General features: G+C 42.3%; 16 protein-coding genes. 4 read left to right on the top strand and 12 right to left on the bottom strand.

Annotated features, from left to right (window positions below; translation table 11 throughout):
* Positions 1 to 88: 88 nt before the first annotated feature.
* The 8 genes from K5Q73_RS00770 to K5Q73_RS00735 form a co-directional block, all read right to left on the bottom strand.
* Positions 89 to 2,275: an OsmC domain/YcaO domain-containing protein gene (locus K5Q73_RS00770; RefSeq protein ID WP_220758622.1), complete on the bottom strand. Its 2,187-nt coding sequence runs from the start codon at positions 2,273 to 2,275 to the stop codon at positions 89 to 91.
* A 243-nt stretch (positions 2,276 to 2,518) separates the two neighbouring features.
* Positions 2,519 to 2,734, bottom strand: coding sequence for a hypothetical protein (locus K5Q73_RS00765; RefSeq protein ID WP_374706782.1), 216 nt, complete (start codon positions 2,732 to 2,734; stop codon positions 2,519 to 2,521).
* Positions 2,735 to 2,964: 230 nt separating this feature from the next.
* A complete protein-coding gene (locus K5Q73_RS00760; protein WP_220758624.1) occupies positions 2,965 to 3,609 on the bottom strand; it encodes a flavin reductase family protein in 645 nt (214 codons plus the stop codon).
* A gap of 11 nt (positions 3,610 to 3,620) precedes the next feature.
* Positions 3,621 to 5,288, bottom strand: a complete 1,668-nt coding sequence (locus K5Q73_RS00755; protein ID WP_220758625.1) for a cryptochrome/photolyase family protein — start codon at positions 5,286 to 5,288, stop codon at positions 3,621 to 3,623.
* On the bottom strand, positions 5,285 to 5,458 hold the full coding sequence (locus tag K5Q73_RS00750; protein WP_220758626.1) for a DUF2256 domain-containing protein: 174 nt from the start codon (positions 5,456 to 5,458) through the stop codon (positions 5,285 to 5,287). The genes K5Q73_RS00755 and K5Q73_RS00750 overlap by 4 nt, the downstream gene beginning before the upstream one ends.
* A gap of 127 nt (positions 5,459 to 5,585) precedes the next feature.
* Positions 5,586 to 5,837: a DUF3081 family protein gene (locus K5Q73_RS00745; RefSeq protein ID WP_220758627.1), complete on the bottom strand. Its 252-nt coding sequence runs from the start codon at positions 5,835 to 5,837 to the stop codon at positions 5,586 to 5,588.
* A gap of 209 nt (positions 5,838 to 6,046) precedes the next feature.
* Positions 6,047 to 7,240, bottom strand: a complete 1,194-nt coding sequence (locus tag K5Q73_RS00740) for an ankyrin repeat domain-containing protein (RefSeq protein ID WP_220758628.1) — start codon at positions 7,238 to 7,240, stop codon at positions 6,047 to 6,049.
* A gap of 230 nt (positions 7,241 to 7,470) precedes the next feature.
* Positions 7,471 to 7,872, bottom strand: a complete 402-nt coding sequence (locus K5Q73_RS00735; RefSeq protein WP_220758629.1) for a ribosome recycling factor family protein — start codon at positions 7,870 to 7,872, stop codon at positions 7,471 to 7,473.
* Positions 7,873 to 8,374: 502 nt separating this feature from the next.
* Here K5Q73_RS00735 and K5Q73_RS00730 point away from each other — a divergent pair.
* From K5Q73_RS00730 to K5Q73_RS00720, 3 genes are all read left to right on the top strand, one after another.
* Positions 8,375 to 8,563 (top strand): hypothetical protein, encoded by a 189-nt coding sequence (locus K5Q73_RS00730; protein WP_220758630.1) that lies wholly within the window; start codon positions 8,375 to 8,377, stop codon positions 8,561 to 8,563.
* 489 nt (positions 8,564 to 9,052) lie between these two features.
* Positions 9,053 to 9,262: a cold-shock protein gene (locus tag K5Q73_RS00725; RefSeq protein ID WP_220758631.1), complete on the top strand. Its 210-nt coding sequence runs from the start codon at positions 9,053 to 9,055 to the stop codon at positions 9,260 to 9,262.
* 361 nt (positions 9,263 to 9,623) lie between these two features.
* Positions 9,624 to 9,833 (top strand): hypothetical protein, encoded by a 210-nt coding sequence (locus K5Q73_RS00720; protein WP_220758632.1) that lies wholly within the window; start codon positions 9,624 to 9,626, stop codon positions 9,831 to 9,833.
* Between the two features lie 221 nt (positions 9,834 to 10,054).
* Here K5Q73_RS00720 and K5Q73_RS00715 read toward each other — a convergent pair whose 3' ends face one another.
* The 3 genes from K5Q73_RS00715 to K5Q73_RS00705 form a co-directional block, all read right to left on the bottom strand.
* Positions 10,055 to 11,140 (bottom strand): DUF3083 family protein, encoded by a 1,086-nt coding sequence (locus tag K5Q73_RS00715; RefSeq protein ID WP_220758633.1) that lies wholly within the window; start codon positions 11,138 to 11,140, stop codon positions 10,055 to 10,057.
* Positions 11,141 to 11,341: 201 nt separating this feature from the next.
* Positions 11,342 to 11,857 carry a tRNA (N6-threonylcarbamoyladenosine(37)-N6)-methyltransferase TrmO gene (gene tsaA, locus K5Q73_RS00710; protein ID WP_259650658.1) on the bottom strand — a complete coding sequence of 172 codons (516 nt, stop codon included), beginning with the start codon at positions 11,855 to 11,857 and terminating at the stop codon, positions 11,342 to 11,344.
* Between the two features lie 70 nt (positions 11,858 to 11,927).
* Positions 11,928 to 13,115: a GGDEF domain-containing protein gene (locus K5Q73_RS00705; RefSeq protein ID WP_220758634.1), complete on the bottom strand. Its 1,188-nt coding sequence runs from the start codon at positions 13,113 to 13,115 to the stop codon at positions 11,928 to 11,930.
* Between the two features lie 578 nt (positions 13,116 to 13,693).
* Between K5Q73_RS00705 and K5Q73_RS00700 the strand changes: the two genes are divergently transcribed.
* Positions 13,694 to 15,325 carry a methyl-accepting chemotaxis protein gene (locus K5Q73_RS00700; RefSeq protein ID WP_220758635.1) on the top strand — a complete coding sequence of 544 codons (1,632 nt, stop codon included), beginning with the start codon at positions 13,694 to 13,696 and terminating at the stop codon, positions 15,323 to 15,325.
* Between the two features lie 144 nt (positions 15,326 to 15,469).
* Here the strand turns inward: K5Q73_RS00700 and K5Q73_RS00695 are convergent, their stop codons facing one another.
* A complete protein-coding gene (locus K5Q73_RS00695; RefSeq protein WP_220758636.1) occupies positions 15,470 to 16,414 on the bottom strand; it encodes a glucosaminidase domain-containing protein in 945 nt (314 codons plus the stop codon).
* Positions 16,415 to 16,547 lie beyond the last annotated feature (133 nt).

Raw genomic sequence — 16,547 nt, 5'->3', positions numbered from 1 at the left:
TCAATAGAAATAAAAAAGCGAACCGTTTAATCAAAAACGGCTCGCTTTAATCAAGCTAATATTTATTGTTTAGCGTGCAGGTGAGTGCCTACTTTGCAGCAGCCTTGGCGCGGGCGCTATGCAGCTTCTTGTAGCTTTCAATCAAGCGTAAGTGCGGCTCTATGCCTTCAAGTGCCATACTGGTCTTGGTTAGACCGTAGAAACGCACTTCACCGCTAACAGTGCCTACTACGTTTTGCATGACATCGATGCCGAACATACGGTTGAAGTTATGGATAAAGTGTTCAAGCTCAAGCTCTTCGTCCATTTCCACTTCAAGTACCGCACTAACCGCTTGATAGAACAAGCCACGCTCAACCGTGTTGTCGTTAAACTGTAGGAAACTATCGACTAGCTCCATCGCCTCTTCTGCTGCGCCCAGTGCGAGATAGATTAAGATCTTAAGCTCAATAATGGTTAGCTGACCCCATACGGTGTTTTCATCAAACACGATACCAATCATGGTGCGGATGTCAGTGTAGTTATCTAGCTGGCTTTCTTCTAAGCGGTTAACTAAGTCCACTAGCTCTTCATCAGAAAGCGAGTGCAGATTTAAAATGTCTTCGCGGTATTCCAGCGCCTTGTTGGTGTTATCCCAAATCAAGTCATCAACTGGGTACACTTCAGAGAAATCAGGTACCAACATACGACACGCTGACGCGCCGAGTTGATCAAACTCAGCGGTATACACCTCTTTACCTAAGTCAGCCAAAATGCCAAATAAGCTGTCGGCTTCTTCTTGGTTGGTACCAGAGAAATCCCACTCGCAGAAATCAAACTCAGCATTGCTGCTAAAGAAGCGCCATGAAATCACACCGGTTGAATCAATAAAGTGCTCAACAAAGTTTTCAGGCTCAGTGACTGCCATGCTGTTAAAGGTTGGCTTTGGTACATCGTTTAAGCCTTCGAAACTACGGCCTTGTAGAAGCTCTGTTAAGCTACGCTCTAATGCCACTTCAAAGCTTGGGTGCGCGCCAAATGAGGCAAATACACCACCAGTTTTTGGGTTCATCAGGGTCACACACATAACTGGGAATTGACCGCCTAATGATGCATCTTTAACCACAACTGGGAAGCCTTGTTCTTCAAGACCGTTAATGCCGGCAAGAATACTTGGGTACTTTTCAAGTACGCTCATTGGCACTTCTGGCAGGATAATTTCTTGCTCGATGATTTGGCGTTTAACCGCACGCTCAAAGATCTCAGATAGACACTGAACCTGCGCTTCCTGGATATTGTTACCCGCGCTCATACCATTACTTAAGAACAAGTTCTCAATCAGGTTTGATGGGAAGTAAACGGTTTCACCGTCTGAGTGACGAGTATATGGAATACTACAAATACCGCGGTCGATATTACCTGAGTTAGTATCAATCAGATTAGAACCGGCAAGCTCGCCTTCTGGGTTGTAGATCTCAAGGCAATATTCATCAAGAATGCCAGTCGGCAGTGAGTCATCGTCAGTTAACGCGAACCATTTTTCATTTGGGTAATGCACAAATTCACTGTTAGCAATCTCTTCACCAAAGAACTGATCATTGTAGAAGAAGTTACAGTTTAGACGCTCGATAAATTCGCCCAATGCCGAGCAAAGCGCGCTCTCTTTGGTTGCACCTTTACCGTTGGTGAAACACATAGGTGATGCTGCATCACGAATATGTAGCGACCACACGTTTGGCACGATATTGCGCCATGATGAGATCTCAATCTTCATGCCTAGCTCGGCCAGCATGCCAGTCATGTTGGCAATGGTTTGCTCAAGCGGTAGATCTTTACCTAAGATATAGGTGCTCGCGTCACTATCATCTTGTCCCATCAGCATCGCATTGGCGTCTGCATCTAGGTTTTCAACGGTTTCAATCTTAAATTCAGGGCCAGTTTGTACCACTTTTTTAACGGTACAACGCTCGATTGAACGCAAAATGCCTTGGCGATCTTTATCAGAAATATCGTCTGGCAGCTCAACCTGAATTTGAAAAATTTGGTTATAACGATCTTCAGGATCAACGATATTGTTCTGTGATAATCGAATGTTTTCAGTCGGAATATCGCGCGCTTTGCAATACACCTTAATGAAGTAAGCCGCACACAAAGCAGATGACGCTAAGAAGTAATCAAATGGACTCGGTGCAGAGCCATCACCTTTATAACGGATTGGCTGATCGGCGGTGACGGTAAAGTCATCGAACTTGGCTTCTAATCTCAGATTATCGAGAAAGTTAACTTTGATTTCCATTGAATATGATTTCCACTTTGTTGCGAGCGTTACCTATTGAGCAGCTCTAGGGGTTGAGTCATTTGCTCAATAATGAGCATCTCGCTCAAACGAGTGCTAAGGCTAAATAAACGTAATGGGGAATTATCAGTGTTTTTAGCGCATTAGTCTTGGGTTAATTAACTAAAATCACTGATTAGATTTAATCAGCGGTAGGTTATTGAATACTTGTCACTAAAGTATAGATTTGAAACTGAAGCTAACTTATTGGTTCTTATCGGCTTCGCGTTTTACCAAAACAAAAGTCAGGTACATTTTGGTCGGCAACGACAACACCATGCCAAAGGCCACGCATACGGCGCTAATGATAATACCGCTAACACCCATAGCATGAATCGTGTCGTTAAAACTATGCAGGTAGATCCCTAGTAAAATTAAGCAAAGCCCAATTGAGATGCAGACTTTAAGCAGAGTAATCAGCTTACTGTCGCTTACTTTGCAATCTAATAGATTCTTATTTAATAGCTTACGGTTTAATAGCTTGAGATCTGACACTCATCCCCCTGCTCAATCAAGTACAACTTGATTGAGCAGGCATGATGTTTTTTTGTGCTGATGCAGATCAAACTTAGATAAGCTAGTGCTAAATAACCCTTAGATATAAACAGCCATTAAACTTAAAATCTGCTAGTTGAATTGGCTGCAAGCTGTCAGCCATCGATGGATAAAGTCGCCAAGGCTTTATCAGGTTTAGCATAACTTAAGCGCGCCAACCTTTGGGTTTGATGATAGCTATCAAGCCCTGACACGGCAACACTTTCCAGCGCTTCAATATCGACATAGCCATCCGCTTTTAAGCCTGACTCATCGACGATAATATGGGTGATCTCACCAATCACTAGAATAGTGCCGTTAATTGCCAGCGGCATAATCTCGCGCACCTCTAGAGAGAACTTTAGCTGACTTTGAGCAACAAAAGGCGCTTCAATACCCGCGACAAATTCAGCAGATAAACCAACTTTTTCGAACTCAGACACACCTGCGGCATAACGCGCAGACGTTTGATGCGCCTGCCGATAAATCTTGGCCGATACATGATTAATAGTGTAACTGCCCATTTGCTCAATGTTGGCTAAGGTATCGCGCGGCACACTATCGGGGCGAATAACCATCCCCATTAATGCAGGGCTAGCTCCCAGATGAAAACACGAGCTAATAATGGCCACATTGTTATGCCCATCTTCACTTATCGTTGCGACTAAATTGGCGCTTTTAAATCCTGATAAACTATTAATCAAGCGTGCACGCGCGCGTTGCTCCATCTTATCTATGTCATCAAACCCAATATGTTTCATTATCAATATCCTTATAAATTATCGATATGGGCGAGTAAATGCTCAGCCCGCTGTAAAATAAGTTGCTGTGTCTGCTCTGGCTTTTTTAGCCAATTGGCGTAAACCATACGCGTGCGCGGATTGGCTTTAAAATCGTCAATATGTTGCTGCATAAAGTGCCAGTAAAGAGCATTCAGCGGGCAAGCATTATCACTGTGACTTTGCTTAACCTCATAATGGCAACCACTGCAGTAGTCGCTCATTTTATTGATATAGTTACCGCTAGCAGCATACGCTTTGGAGCCAACAATACCGCCGTCGGCAAACTGACTCATACCGCGGGTGTTGGGCATTTCTACCCACTCGATAGCATCGATATAAATACCTAAATACCAAGCGTCGACCTCATCGGGATCAATGCCGGCGATTAAGCAAAAGTTTCCGGTTACCATTAACCGCTGAATATGATGGGCATAAGCGTATTCGAGAGATTGCTTAATAGCGTGCTGCATACAATTCATCTTGGTGTTGCCATCCCAAAACCAGCGTGGCAATTGACGATTAGCATTAAGATGGTTAAGGCTGGCGTAATCAGGCATATGGGCCCAATACACGCCTCTGACAAATTCTCGCCAACCTAGGATTTGCCTTACAAAACCCTCTATTTGCGCCAATGTAATCGCACCATCACTTTGCTTAAAAAAGGCAATCGCACTATCGACCACATGTTGTGGACTTAATATTTTGGCATTGAGCGCAAACGACAATCTTGAGTGATATAAACTCCACTGTTTTTTATATTCAGCAATCGCAACTTGCTCTGTTTTAAGGGCTGAGTTTGGCTCAATCTCTGGCTCAGAGCTGAGCGCTAACTCGCCGCTTACCTGCGTAGCAGACGCGTCTAACTTATGGGTCATGGCATCTTGAAAGCGACCAAAATTAATTAAGCAGTTACGGCAAAAAGACTGCAATAATTCGTTGGCTTGTTTACGATTAACAGGCCATAACAATGCCGTATGAGCAGTGCCAATACTGGTAACATTATGGCGCTGCAGCCGCTGTAATATGGCGCTAACATCGTTAGCAAACACCAAAGGCGCAGGTACGGATTCAAAATCAGCTGTCTTGAGTTTCTGCCGATTATCGGCATCATAATTCCACTGACCACCAGCGGGCTCATTGCCTTGCATTAATAATCTAAAACGGCGACGCAGCTTGCGATAGAAATGCTCTAAGCGATGCTTTTTGCCTGTAGAGAAATAACCCTTTAGCTCAGAGTCTGACAGGTAAAAATGCTCGGTTTCAAAAGCCATATAAGAAATAGACAGCTCGCGAGAAAACAGCGACAACTGCTTACGCAGCCGATATTCATCGGGTAGCTGATAGTGAAACTCGCTCACTTGATACCGCTCTATTAACTCAAGCAATAACGCAGGTAAGCCTGCGTATTGTGCGGTGTCATCGAGCGTTAAGTGAACCACCTTGTGCCCAGCTGTTTGTAACGCTATTGCAAAAGCCTCCATCGCAGCGAAAAAAGCACAAACCTTTTGCACATGATGTTTTACATAGTCGGTTTCTTGCTGTAGTTCGGCTATCACATACAAGGTGTCATCATCTTGCTGTTGATACCAAGAGTGAGCAGCATTGAGTTGGTCGCCTAAAATCAGCCGCAATCTTTTTACCGGCTTATACTCACTCATGCTTGCTCCTTATCAGACTCTAGCTCAGTGTTATGAGCCCTCAGTCTTTGACCTGCGCAGCGCTTAGAGCAATATTTGACTTGCTCCCAATCCTTACGCCATTTCTTACGCCAGTTAAATGGCCTTAAACACACCACACACACTTTTGAAGCCAGCGGATTGTTACTCAATAGCAAACTCCTCCCACTCAATGGCTAGCGAAAGCTACCCAGCAGCGCTAATAAATACTAGTACGCACAGGTAAGAATTAAGGATTACTCTTTGTAACCCTATTCACATTAAAGAAAGGAATGATTACTAAGGATTAAGCTGCCGAAAGCGGTTATCGATTAGGGAATTAAATTCATTGTAGGTCAGCCGTTTTTGATACTCATAAGCAAAACGGCCGTGAAAAAACAGTGTCATCACTAAGTCTTGATAACCCAAGTAACAGGTATAACCATCAAGTTCATGCCAAGCCGTAAGGCCATCTAAATGATATTTATCATCACGCTTTATGCCGTTAGCAACCACATGATTAAAAACGAAGAGATGTTTCGATAAAGACATAAATAACCCTTAAAAACTTTGGTCGTCACAGTGCTAATAGCAAAGTCTCTTGCTTTGGTTGCAGTGATAAAGGTACGTATTAACCTCTACAGAATTGAATACGCATATACCTCTAATCTGGTTTACAGTTTTTTGAATCATAAAAAAGGATAAGCCGTAAGCCTTATCCCTTTAGTTCATACTGAACCTATCAATATCGAAAACAGCTGTTACATCGCTTGCTTTAGTAATTCAACAATGTCTTGATGCTCACGGTCTATAGCCAAATCCATTGCGCTTGAGTCATGAATATTCTGATGATGCATCGTCTTGGCAGCACCATTAGCAAGCAGTAACTCAACAATCGCAGTACGTTCATTATAGTTACCAATAACAGCCTTGATTAATGCTGTATTACCATCGTCACTGAGCGCATTACTATCAGCGCCAGATTGCAGCAATAATGCTACCACCTCGACAGTGCTGTTGCCGGCGGCGGCCATTAGCGCGCTTTCACCTTCATCATCTAAGCCATTTACGTCTGCGCCCTTTGATAACAGCAGCTGCATCTTCGACAACATACCGTTTTGGCTGGCGATATTAAGCGCTAGCGTGCCATAACTTCCCGCTTGATTAGGATTAGCACCCGCCTCAAGTAGTAAGCTAACAATCTCAAGCGTACTTTTTTGGACCGCATGATTAAGCGGTTTATTCTTATACCAATCGCCCTGATTGACGTCAGCTTCATTAGCTATCATCTTGGCGACCACTGCGGCATCTTTATCTAAAATAGCCTGAATAAGTGCAGTAAAACCACTGGCATCTAGGCCGTTCTCATCGAAGCCACGCTCATCAAAGCGATCTTCGTCGTCATCATCTTCGTCATCAAAGTCATCGTCGTCTTCATCATAGGCTTTTTCATCATAGTCATAGCCGAAATCAGCGCCACTCCCCGGTTCACGCCCTTCTATGTAGTCGCTCAAACCAGGCCAGTTTCCACGGTCGCAAAAGTCGTTGAACTCGACAATAGACTCGTTAGGCGACTTATCGATTAGGGCTTCTAACAACTGAGTTGACCACTTTAAGGTCTCAATCGGTGCGCCTAAGCAGTTATGATGGAAAACTGCGATTTGCGCGGTAACATTATTCACAGCAAAGGCGTCAAGTAACATGTTTGCAAGTGACTTAATCTCGTCAACTTCACACTCAAGGCTGAGTAATAACAAGTGTTTTTCAAGTCTAAAGGCATAAATATCGTCATCCAGATGATCAAGCTCTGGGATCAGCATTTTTATCGCGTTATCGCTCGTGGTATTTAGCTTGATACAGATAAAATAAGGCTCATCATAACTATCTAGCCCGGCAAGATGCCCACTTAGTACATCGTCTAGCGTTAATCCATCGAAAATATTACTGCTAAGCATGTAAACCTCATTTTTGATTCAGTTATAGGGGCGAGAAAACGAATACAGGAAAGTGAAACGAGCATAAAAAGCCCCTTGATGCGGAGTAGACTATGCCTTACGTCCTATAGAAACAAGGCGTTACTTTTAAAGGGGATAGTTAACTTGAAAAAATGTTTTGCCGATCAATTTATCGAAAGAAAATTCAAGTAAATGATTAACAAACTTTTGCAACAGGTTCAAAGTGTTCATTACCAAATGTCTGCATCGAAGCGGGCCGCCCTAGCCTCTGCCAAAGTACAATTGGTTAAATGCATCAGTTCGGCTAAGGTAATATTGGAGTCTTCGCCAATCAACCGAGCAAGCTTTGCTTCTAGCGACTCTAATTTATCTGCATGGCTAAGTAACCCAGTGTCGATTTTTCGAGTAAGGTAAGTAAATTCACTCCCCCCAGTGCTCAGCTGCACTGTTTTAAGCTGCTGGTTAAAAGATTGAACACCGATAGCCTCACCTGTTAGCCCCCAATTTCTTGAGCGGCGCACACGCTTAAGCTCACAATCAAATTGCATAGCGATGGCTTGAGCCTGTTTAACCGCTTCACGACCGATTCTATGAATAAGCGAGGGAAGCGAGATAGTGATCTCTTGTTTCATTAAAGGTGTTTCGAGGAGGCTTATAGCAATTACGGTATCTTTCCAGCCTAAACGCAAAAACTCAAGTGGCAAAAGAGCAACTAAAGCTTTAGCTTGTTAAAATTGTTTACCCAGTAACACTCCTTCTCAAGCAAGCACCTTAAGCCTTCGAGTTAAGCAGACTTTTTAGCTAAGCAACCTTTAGTTAAACAGCCTTTGAGTTTAGCCACAGCTAAGCTAGCAAAAAACAACCACAACTATCGAAACACCACCCTCCGGCCAGACTATCCACTAAATTAACAAGGAATAACCCCACTGAAATAGTTGTTTGTATCGAAAACTTTAACCACCAAATAGACTAACCCTGTCAGGATTGATTTAGATCAATGAGCACCTACGCCCTTTTGCGCTATAAAATAGTGAGGCAGATCACAAGCGCAGCAATCAACTTTCAAAGCAAAGTCACGCTAACGGCGAATACAGCCTTCTCACTATAATTAAAAACCTAAATCAGAGGTGCCCTATGGAATTACTACCGAATTGTTATACCGATCTTTGCGTTAATGGGAAATGGTTTCACTACGATCATGGTGCCAGCTCTGTATTCATGCTCAATGGCAGTAAGCCACTGACCTTTGAATTAGAATCTTTACCAAAAACCGAAGATGAGCTAGAGCTGCATTTAACCGCTATCGCTAGCGAGCTCATCTAAGCCAAACTCTTTAATAAACCGCTTTTTGCGACTAGCACGCTCATCTTAAATAGGCTGACTTCTATTTATTTTGCTGCGGCAAGTCGCCAGCATCCCCCACCTTTGCTGCCTGCCATCATTAGTCACTGTGGCTCTTGACATAACATCTAGAGTCATAAAGCATAAAATATAGTCACTTAAGTGCGCTAAAGTTCAAAGTCGGCAGCTAAATAGCATCAGCTAAAAAGTCTTTTTTGGGGAAGATTTGATTGTTGCTCAAAAAAAACTCGAAAATAAATATGGACAATACTAAATTATCGGGTAATATTTAACTCGCTCTGCTATTGAGAGTGATTAATGAAACATAAGTAAAAAGTAAAACCTTAGAATTCCTTCGTTATTGTTGTTATCCTCAGTTTTCCCTTATCTTCATCATCACATTTAATTATTCAATATTAGCGCATCGCATAATGCGACAATTTTTATGAATTTAAATATAAGGGACACATCATGTCTAATACAACTGGTATCGTAAAGTGGTTTAACGAAGAGAAAGGTTTTGGTTTTATTACTCAAGACAATGGCGGCGCTGACGTATTCGTTCACTTCCGTGCAATCACTTCTGACGGTTTCAAAACTTTGGCTGAAGGCCAGAAAGTATCTTTCGAAGTAGAGCAAGGTCAAAAAGGCCTTCAAGCAGCTAACGTAGTAGCGCTGTAACTTCGTAAGTTGACGTAAATGGTTTAATTACCATTTACGTCATTTAAAGCTAACGTCAAAAACTCTGACGCAAGAGCCAACCTCAAAACATTAATAAACATTTATATCTGTATCTGCGAAAACATTAACATTTCTATCATCTGCTTGTTGTATATGTCATTACGTTTCTGAATCACTTCGTTATATTCTTATAAATACAAATTAAACATATAAATTTATGACTAAATCTAAGTTTTACTTATTTTTACGTTGTCATATTAAAAGGTTAACTATGTCTCGTACATTGGGTCCAAAACGATTTTGGTTTCACCAATCAAAAAAGAAATCAGCACAAACTAAAATAATCAAAAAAAGGTAATAAATGAGAGTAAATTTTAATATTTTTAAAGATAACATTTCTTGGAATGCACTAATCCACCAGCTAAATGGTGATGTACTATTGCGTCATGTTCTAGTGAAAGGCAATGTCGTAGACAGAAATATAGATTTTATCTATTGTGATGAAACCTGCGAGGGTAAAATCATTAATGGTGATAATCAGCTTATCGGTAACTTTTCCACCTCCCACTAGTAAACTAACTGGTGCGCGCTGCAAGTACTCAACGTCACTCTTGAGTCTGATATTTAACAAAAGCCGAAGGGTTTGACGAAAAATTCAACCCAGTAATCTGTACCTCAGCAATGAACAGCCCTATATAAAGAGCCTTGCCGACCATAGAAACATCATTAGGTCACACAAGACTCTAATCCCGCTAGGATTGAAGGACTACATAGTGAAGCTTATCAATAATATCAGCTCAGCAGCTGCTCAGGAGCTTGATAACTAATGTGCTGATGGAACCGCACGATAAGCTCATCACGTGACTTATCTAGCGCTAATTCAGATGTCATGCTTCTTAGTGCATCTTCAACACGATTCAAATAACGGCCAAGCGCGCCATCTTTGCTGTCGTTAACACCTGCGGCAATAGTAAAGCTCACCATCTCGACTAGCTTACTGCCGTCCCAGTGACGAATAAATTGCTGCTCTTCAATATTTGGGTCGAAACCAAGCATTTGTACTTCATCGGTTCCATCTACTTGATCGAATTTACTGTTACGTACAAGCGGAGTTAAGCCATTGGCAACCATTGCAATTCGCTTAAGCTGCTTAGCTGAAGCAGCCTCAACAAATACATCCTCAAGCTTCTGATACATAGGGGTAAAGTCATCTGTATGTTGTGGCAGCATAGCCTGCTTAAGCCTACGACTTAGAGGGAGCTTTACCGTCACATAGCAAAGTGAGCCGTGTGCATCAGGGAGCGGACACTGTCTTGCTCTATATCTGTCGCTAATTGAGCGTAGCTTGTAACCATAGCTCTCTTTATTGCCTTTCGCCTTTGCAAACAGGTCATAGGATAGGTGTTGATGGTCACGAATTTTGATTGTGAGATTTTGCTCAGGTAACTGAGGCAAGAGTTTGCTGAGGAAAGTCTGCACCCTGATATGAAAATTTGCTGAGTTACTGCGAATTTCGTCACCAGTAGCTAAGAATGCAATCCTAATTTTTCTTGCACGGTAATCATCTTTACTATGAAGACTTTGGGCTTCATGGTACTCAGGATTGTAGAAGAAAATGATTTGCTCTTGAGTTGGAAAGCAATACGCTTCTGAGTGAAAACGTACAACAGGTAACTTATCGTTAGTGATCACATGCAAGTTATATAACTCTTCTTGCTCACCAAGATTGAAAATGGCGCGACTAAGGGTCTGATAACAGGTTTTGTAGTCGGGATAATGTGTCAGCAAAGCATCGGTAACTAAAATCTCTGCTGTTATATATTGGTTGGCTCGAACGTCCTTGGGAATGTACACTTTTTGCTGATGGCTAAGGGACATAAATACTCCTTGTGATAAGTTAACCATGCCTAGCTTGGTGCCTACTGTAGCGACTATTTATGACGAGGCTGCTGCAGGACACAATTGTTATACCTGATAGCAACATAATACTCCCCGAATATGATTTGATTCTTAAAATATGTACATAACAAGCTCAAGCGAAGTAAAAGGTTAACCAGAACCTTCCTCCACTTTATTCCGTTATTTAAAACGCGCATCAGATCGAGTAGTTTTTGGGTCCTTGCCCATTTCATACCAACCATCCCGGGTGTCTTTGATGTTATCAAACGCTTGAATATACGGTTTAATATCTAAGATTGGGGTGCCATCGAGCAAATCGATATCTTTCACATAAATAATGTTATCTTCGATATGGTCAATCGCAGCGATAGATAGGCCGATTGGATTAGGCCTTTTAGGCGAGCGAGTGGCAAAAATGCCATGGGGCTTAGTGTCGAGAAAAGGGATGACTGTCAGTGCGGGTTCACTCATTTTATGCAGGTGAAAAATCACATAAATATGAGAGAACTCAGCAAGATCTTGTAAGCCAGCCAGCAATGACTTATCTATTACTATTTGCGCTAAATTGTTTGCAATACCCGCCCCTTGGATGGGCATATCATCAATCGTTGTATAAGCCGTCTGTGCATAGCCTATGGCGTCAAACCTCATCAGCATGGTCTCAGTATCGTTTGTATGCCAAGAACCATACGCCAAAATCTCCCCTTGTAGCGTAATCAACCGCACAGAATTTAAATACGCCTTAAGTTAAACCCCAATTTCCTGCCTAAGCACAAATCTGGTTACGGCCCTTCTTCTTCGCTTTATATAACGCTTGATCGGAACGCTTCATGGTTTGCTCAAAGGTTTCACTGCTGTGGTGCTCTGCGACACCAATAGAGATGGTAACGCTTACAGTTTTAGCTTTATGTTGAGTCTTTCCACGAGTCGCTTTTGATTGGCTCTTACGCTTATCATCACGCAGTACGATATCGTATTCCTCTATCGATTCGCGCACTTCTTCAAGATAATCCAAGGTCGCTGATGAGTCTTTACGAGGAAAGATAATAGTGAACTCCTCGCCACCGTAACGAAAGGCTTTTCCTCCACCGCGCACGCCTCCAATCTTACTGGCGACTAACTTCAACACTTGATCACCTACATCGTGACCATAGGTGTCGTTAAACTTCTTAAAGTGATCGATATCCAGCATAGCCACGCTATATTTTCGACCTAGAGAAAGTACTAAGTTAAACAGTGCGCGACGTGAAGCTAACCCTGTCAGTTCGTCACGATAGGCTAAAAAGTAGGAATCGGTTAGAACCGTTAAAATATAAATGCTGGCCAATAGTGTCATTGAGATAGGCAAAGGCAACGCAGCTGGAGTAATAAAGTGTACAGCCCAAAGTACTAACGTAATGAATATCGAGGTGTTGACTAAATTAGCCTGCCAGACTCCACGTATAGCCACGATAAAAATACACAGATACAGAGGCGACAGAGTTCTTACATCTATACTAAACATTGCAGCTAGATAACCATCCAGCTGTAACTTAAATTCATTATTAGCCCATAACCATCCGAAAGCAGCCATAAAACTCAGAATTACTCCAGCGAGTCTGACTAAGCTATGGGGGGATATCAGCCCTCTATCTTTAATAAAAGCAAACCAAGCCATAGTGAACGCCCCGCCCAGTAAGATCTGGTTGGAATACGCTTGATCTATTGTGCCCAGTAAATGAGTTGTCGTAGCAACAAAGTAAGCCAGCATCAATGCTGCTAAATAAGCTAGCCGACTACGGTTAAATTGCAGCGAGATAGCAATTGCGGCGGGAAGTAGCCAAAAAGGAAGTTGCTCAATAATCCCCTGCCAAACCAACAAGTGTGCTTGGTTGAGCTGGAACAAAGTCAGCACAAAACCAGTTAAGATAATCGGGATAAAGAAATAGCGGCAACTATGATAAAAAGCAGACAAAACAAACCTCAATACGAATCTAATTTAACACTCCACTCTGCAATATCAGAGCGAGTAAGCCAGCTCAATAACCTAGGATTAAGTTTATGATTGAGCCATAGGGAGAGTTAAGGGATGAAAACTTCACACCTGTAATGCTCAGCCTTAGTAAGTCGACAATATTTCCATAAGATAAAGCTTATCACACGAAGAAATGGCCTTTTGTTTCCGAATAAAGCATGGGCGATAAGTTCTGAGTGTGAGCGAGTGTCTTTGTGAGAAAAAGTGTCCGCATTATAAACGATTATACATCTTCGCTATCGAAGGCCATATTCGAAAAAAGAAAACTATTAACGCAACCTTCATAATTAAATCCTCCCGATTTAACCTTTAAATCGCAATCGCAGAAATATAATTATTTGACAGGTTCAAACCTAAAAGCGAGATTCCAAATCTTTAACCTAATATATGAAAACCTTAAATAATCAGCCACATAACTTATAAAGTGATAATCCTTGCTTGGTCACAGTTTGGTACAGGTAAACTGATAATATTTCAGCCCTTTTTCAAATCACAATATTAGTCCCTACGGTTTAATTATGTCTAATCTTTCTATTAAGCAATTATTTATAGTCCTTTTTAGCAGCCTATTGATAATATTTGCTCTGTCTCTTGGTCTTATCAAATACCACAGTCAGCAATTAGAAGCGCAAATATTTACTCTTGAACGTGAAAACCAAACAAGTGAACTAATTTCCCAATTACTGAATAAAGTTTCCGGATTACGCCGAGAGCAGCTAGGTTATAGTTTGCGTCGAGTACAGGCCTCCCCGATTAGTGAAGAATCTAGGGAGTACTTGAATCAACAGGTTGTCGATATTAATGATATCGTCATTAAGTCTAATGAAGTTGTTAAAACAGATACCCTAACTCAGATAAATCAACTCAAGGCACCACTCGCAGAGTTTAGCCGTTTACATCAAAACTTTATGCAAAGTGATACCACTCAAGGTGCTGCCGCTGCGGGGCAAATGCTGAGCTCAATGGATGCCTGGCACATTTACAACAATGTTGAGCAAGGCATTTTCCAATTAATGAAGAGGCAAGCAGCCAAAGTTATACAAGCAAAAAGTGCAGCCGACGATGCAATGACAGCCCTAAATCGCAGCACGATTATTGTAGCAATCCTGTTTATGATTGCCCTTTCTAGTTCAGCTGTCTTCCTGTTAAAGCGCATACTTTCACCTCTGCACGCTACCAAGTCTGTCTTATCAGCTATTGCTGATGGCGATTTAACTATCGACATTGATATGAGTAAGTTTAACAGCCGTGAATTTAACCAATTGGCAGGCGTGTTACTGCAAATGCGCAATCAGCTACAAGATATCATTTCCCAGATTGGCGCAGCCTCGATTCAATTGGCCGCAGCGGTGGAAGAAGTGAGTACCATTGCACAGCAATCTGCCAGTGGAGTAGGACAACAACAGCATGAAGTGGATCAAGTTGCCACTGCAATGACTGAGCTACAAAGTTCAATTACAGAAATTGCCCGCAACACAAACCAAACTGCTGAGCAAGCTTTACTGGCTGTAACCGCCGCCGATAGTGGTAGCCGCGTTGTTGCCGACACTATGGAAGCGATTAATCAGTCAGAATCAGAAATCACTGCGGTTAGTGAGGTAATAACTCAGCTTCAACAAGACACCGATGCTATATCAGTCATTGTTGAAGTCATCGCTAATATTACTGACCAAACCAACTTACTGGCTCTGAATGCCGCGATTGAAGCCGCTCGAGCAGGTGAGCAAGGTCGTGGCTTTGCTGTGGTTGCAGATGAAGTGCGAACCTTAGCTAGCCGCACCCAAGGCTCAGCCCATGAGATTAAGACGACTATTGAACTGTTGCAGAAAAGATCACAAACAGCAGTAAGCGTAATGAACTCAAGTCGCGATAAGATGAAGCATAGTGTAGAGCAGGCAAGATGTGCCAGCGACGCCATTGGTGACATCAACGCGGCGATCACTCAAATTAATGATATGGCAATTCAAGTAGCCAGCGCCACCGAGCAACAAACCGCGGTAACTGAAGAGCTTAGCCAAAATATCATTAACATTAGCGATGCCGCATGTCGAGTGAGTGAAGGCACGGTTCAGGTCTCTCAATCAAGCAATGAGTTAAGTCAACTGGCGGTAAACCTAGCTGAAATTATTCGTCGCTTCCGCACAGTGTAAGCCACTAGCATCAATACCATTACACCCCGGACTCGAAAGCTAATTGACTAGCGAGTCCGGTATATCAAGGTCCGCCGACACTGACTTATATAGAAAAATCTTGCTTGTTTGTTTGCTAAACTTAGCTGAAGACTTAAAACCAGTTTAGCCAATGCCACTATCGGCAAAGCGGTAGCGGATACTCTCAGCGCTGTTTAATTTAACTGAGTCAAAATCATCTAGATGATGATGCTTTATCAGCGCACGCAAGTTGTCCACATAGGCCTGACCCCGGCTTGAATAATGTAGTAAAGATTGCACCAGCTCATCACCTGTTAACTTATTTTGTAGGCGTAATTGCTGACGTAATTGTCTCAGCTCTTTATAAGCTAAGGTGGTATTCAGATTATGGATATAACTCGCAGTGCTCTGATATAAGTTATCAAATGCCGCCACCTTGACATGACCGCCTGGCGTAGTTAAATACTTGCCGCCATCATGTGGCAGATGCTCGCCATAAAGATTGTTTCCCGCGATAGCAAAGTGACTGCTTCCCCAGCCACTCTCATCGATACCTTGAGCAAGCACCATACCGGTAGGAATAATATCTAGCTGTAGCAGTAAATCTTCTATCTGAGCAGACTTAATACCATAGGTGTCGAATAAACCTTGAAGCCAATCCTGCTCTGCCTCAGTTCTGTGCATTTTAGGCTTATGAGAAAGGGCAATAACTTTGGTTCTTACCTGTAATATCTGCTGATTGACCGCTTTAATTGTAGGTAACAGCAAACGAATAAATACTGAGATCTTTTGCTGAACCGGCAAATCGTTTAAATCACCAGGTAAGTTTTCAGTAAAGTAGCGCGGTAGCTGGTGAGTCGCAATGACAGAACTAAGCTGATAATGATTTTTATCAAATTTAGCCATTAACGCCTGTCCATTATCGAGCTCAACTAGAGGACCGGGAGGATAAACAGTTGCTAATGACTCTGGTGGTAAAGGAAACTGCTGAGTCGAGATTAAGCTTACAGCAGACGTTTCATTAGTATCGGCAAAAGCCATAGGAGAAATAACTAAAATAACACTGGCAATAATTTTGGCTAAAGACATGCTGGCCCTCTAAGGTGTGCAGTTAAGTCCTAGCCAATATATATCAGTGAAATCACATTAACTATCAATATCCTAGTAGGCGCTTTGATAACGACTTATCAGGAGTCAGTTTACGCCAACAAAAAAGGCCGCT

This window comes from Shewanella sp. MBTL60-112-B2 (assembly GCF_019655055.1).
GTDB lineage: Bacteria > Pseudomonadota > Gammaproteobacteria > Enterobacterales > Shewanellaceae > Shewanella.
Note: the sequence above shows the minus strand (reverse complement) of the source record. Positions and strands in the feature narration are given on the sequence as shown.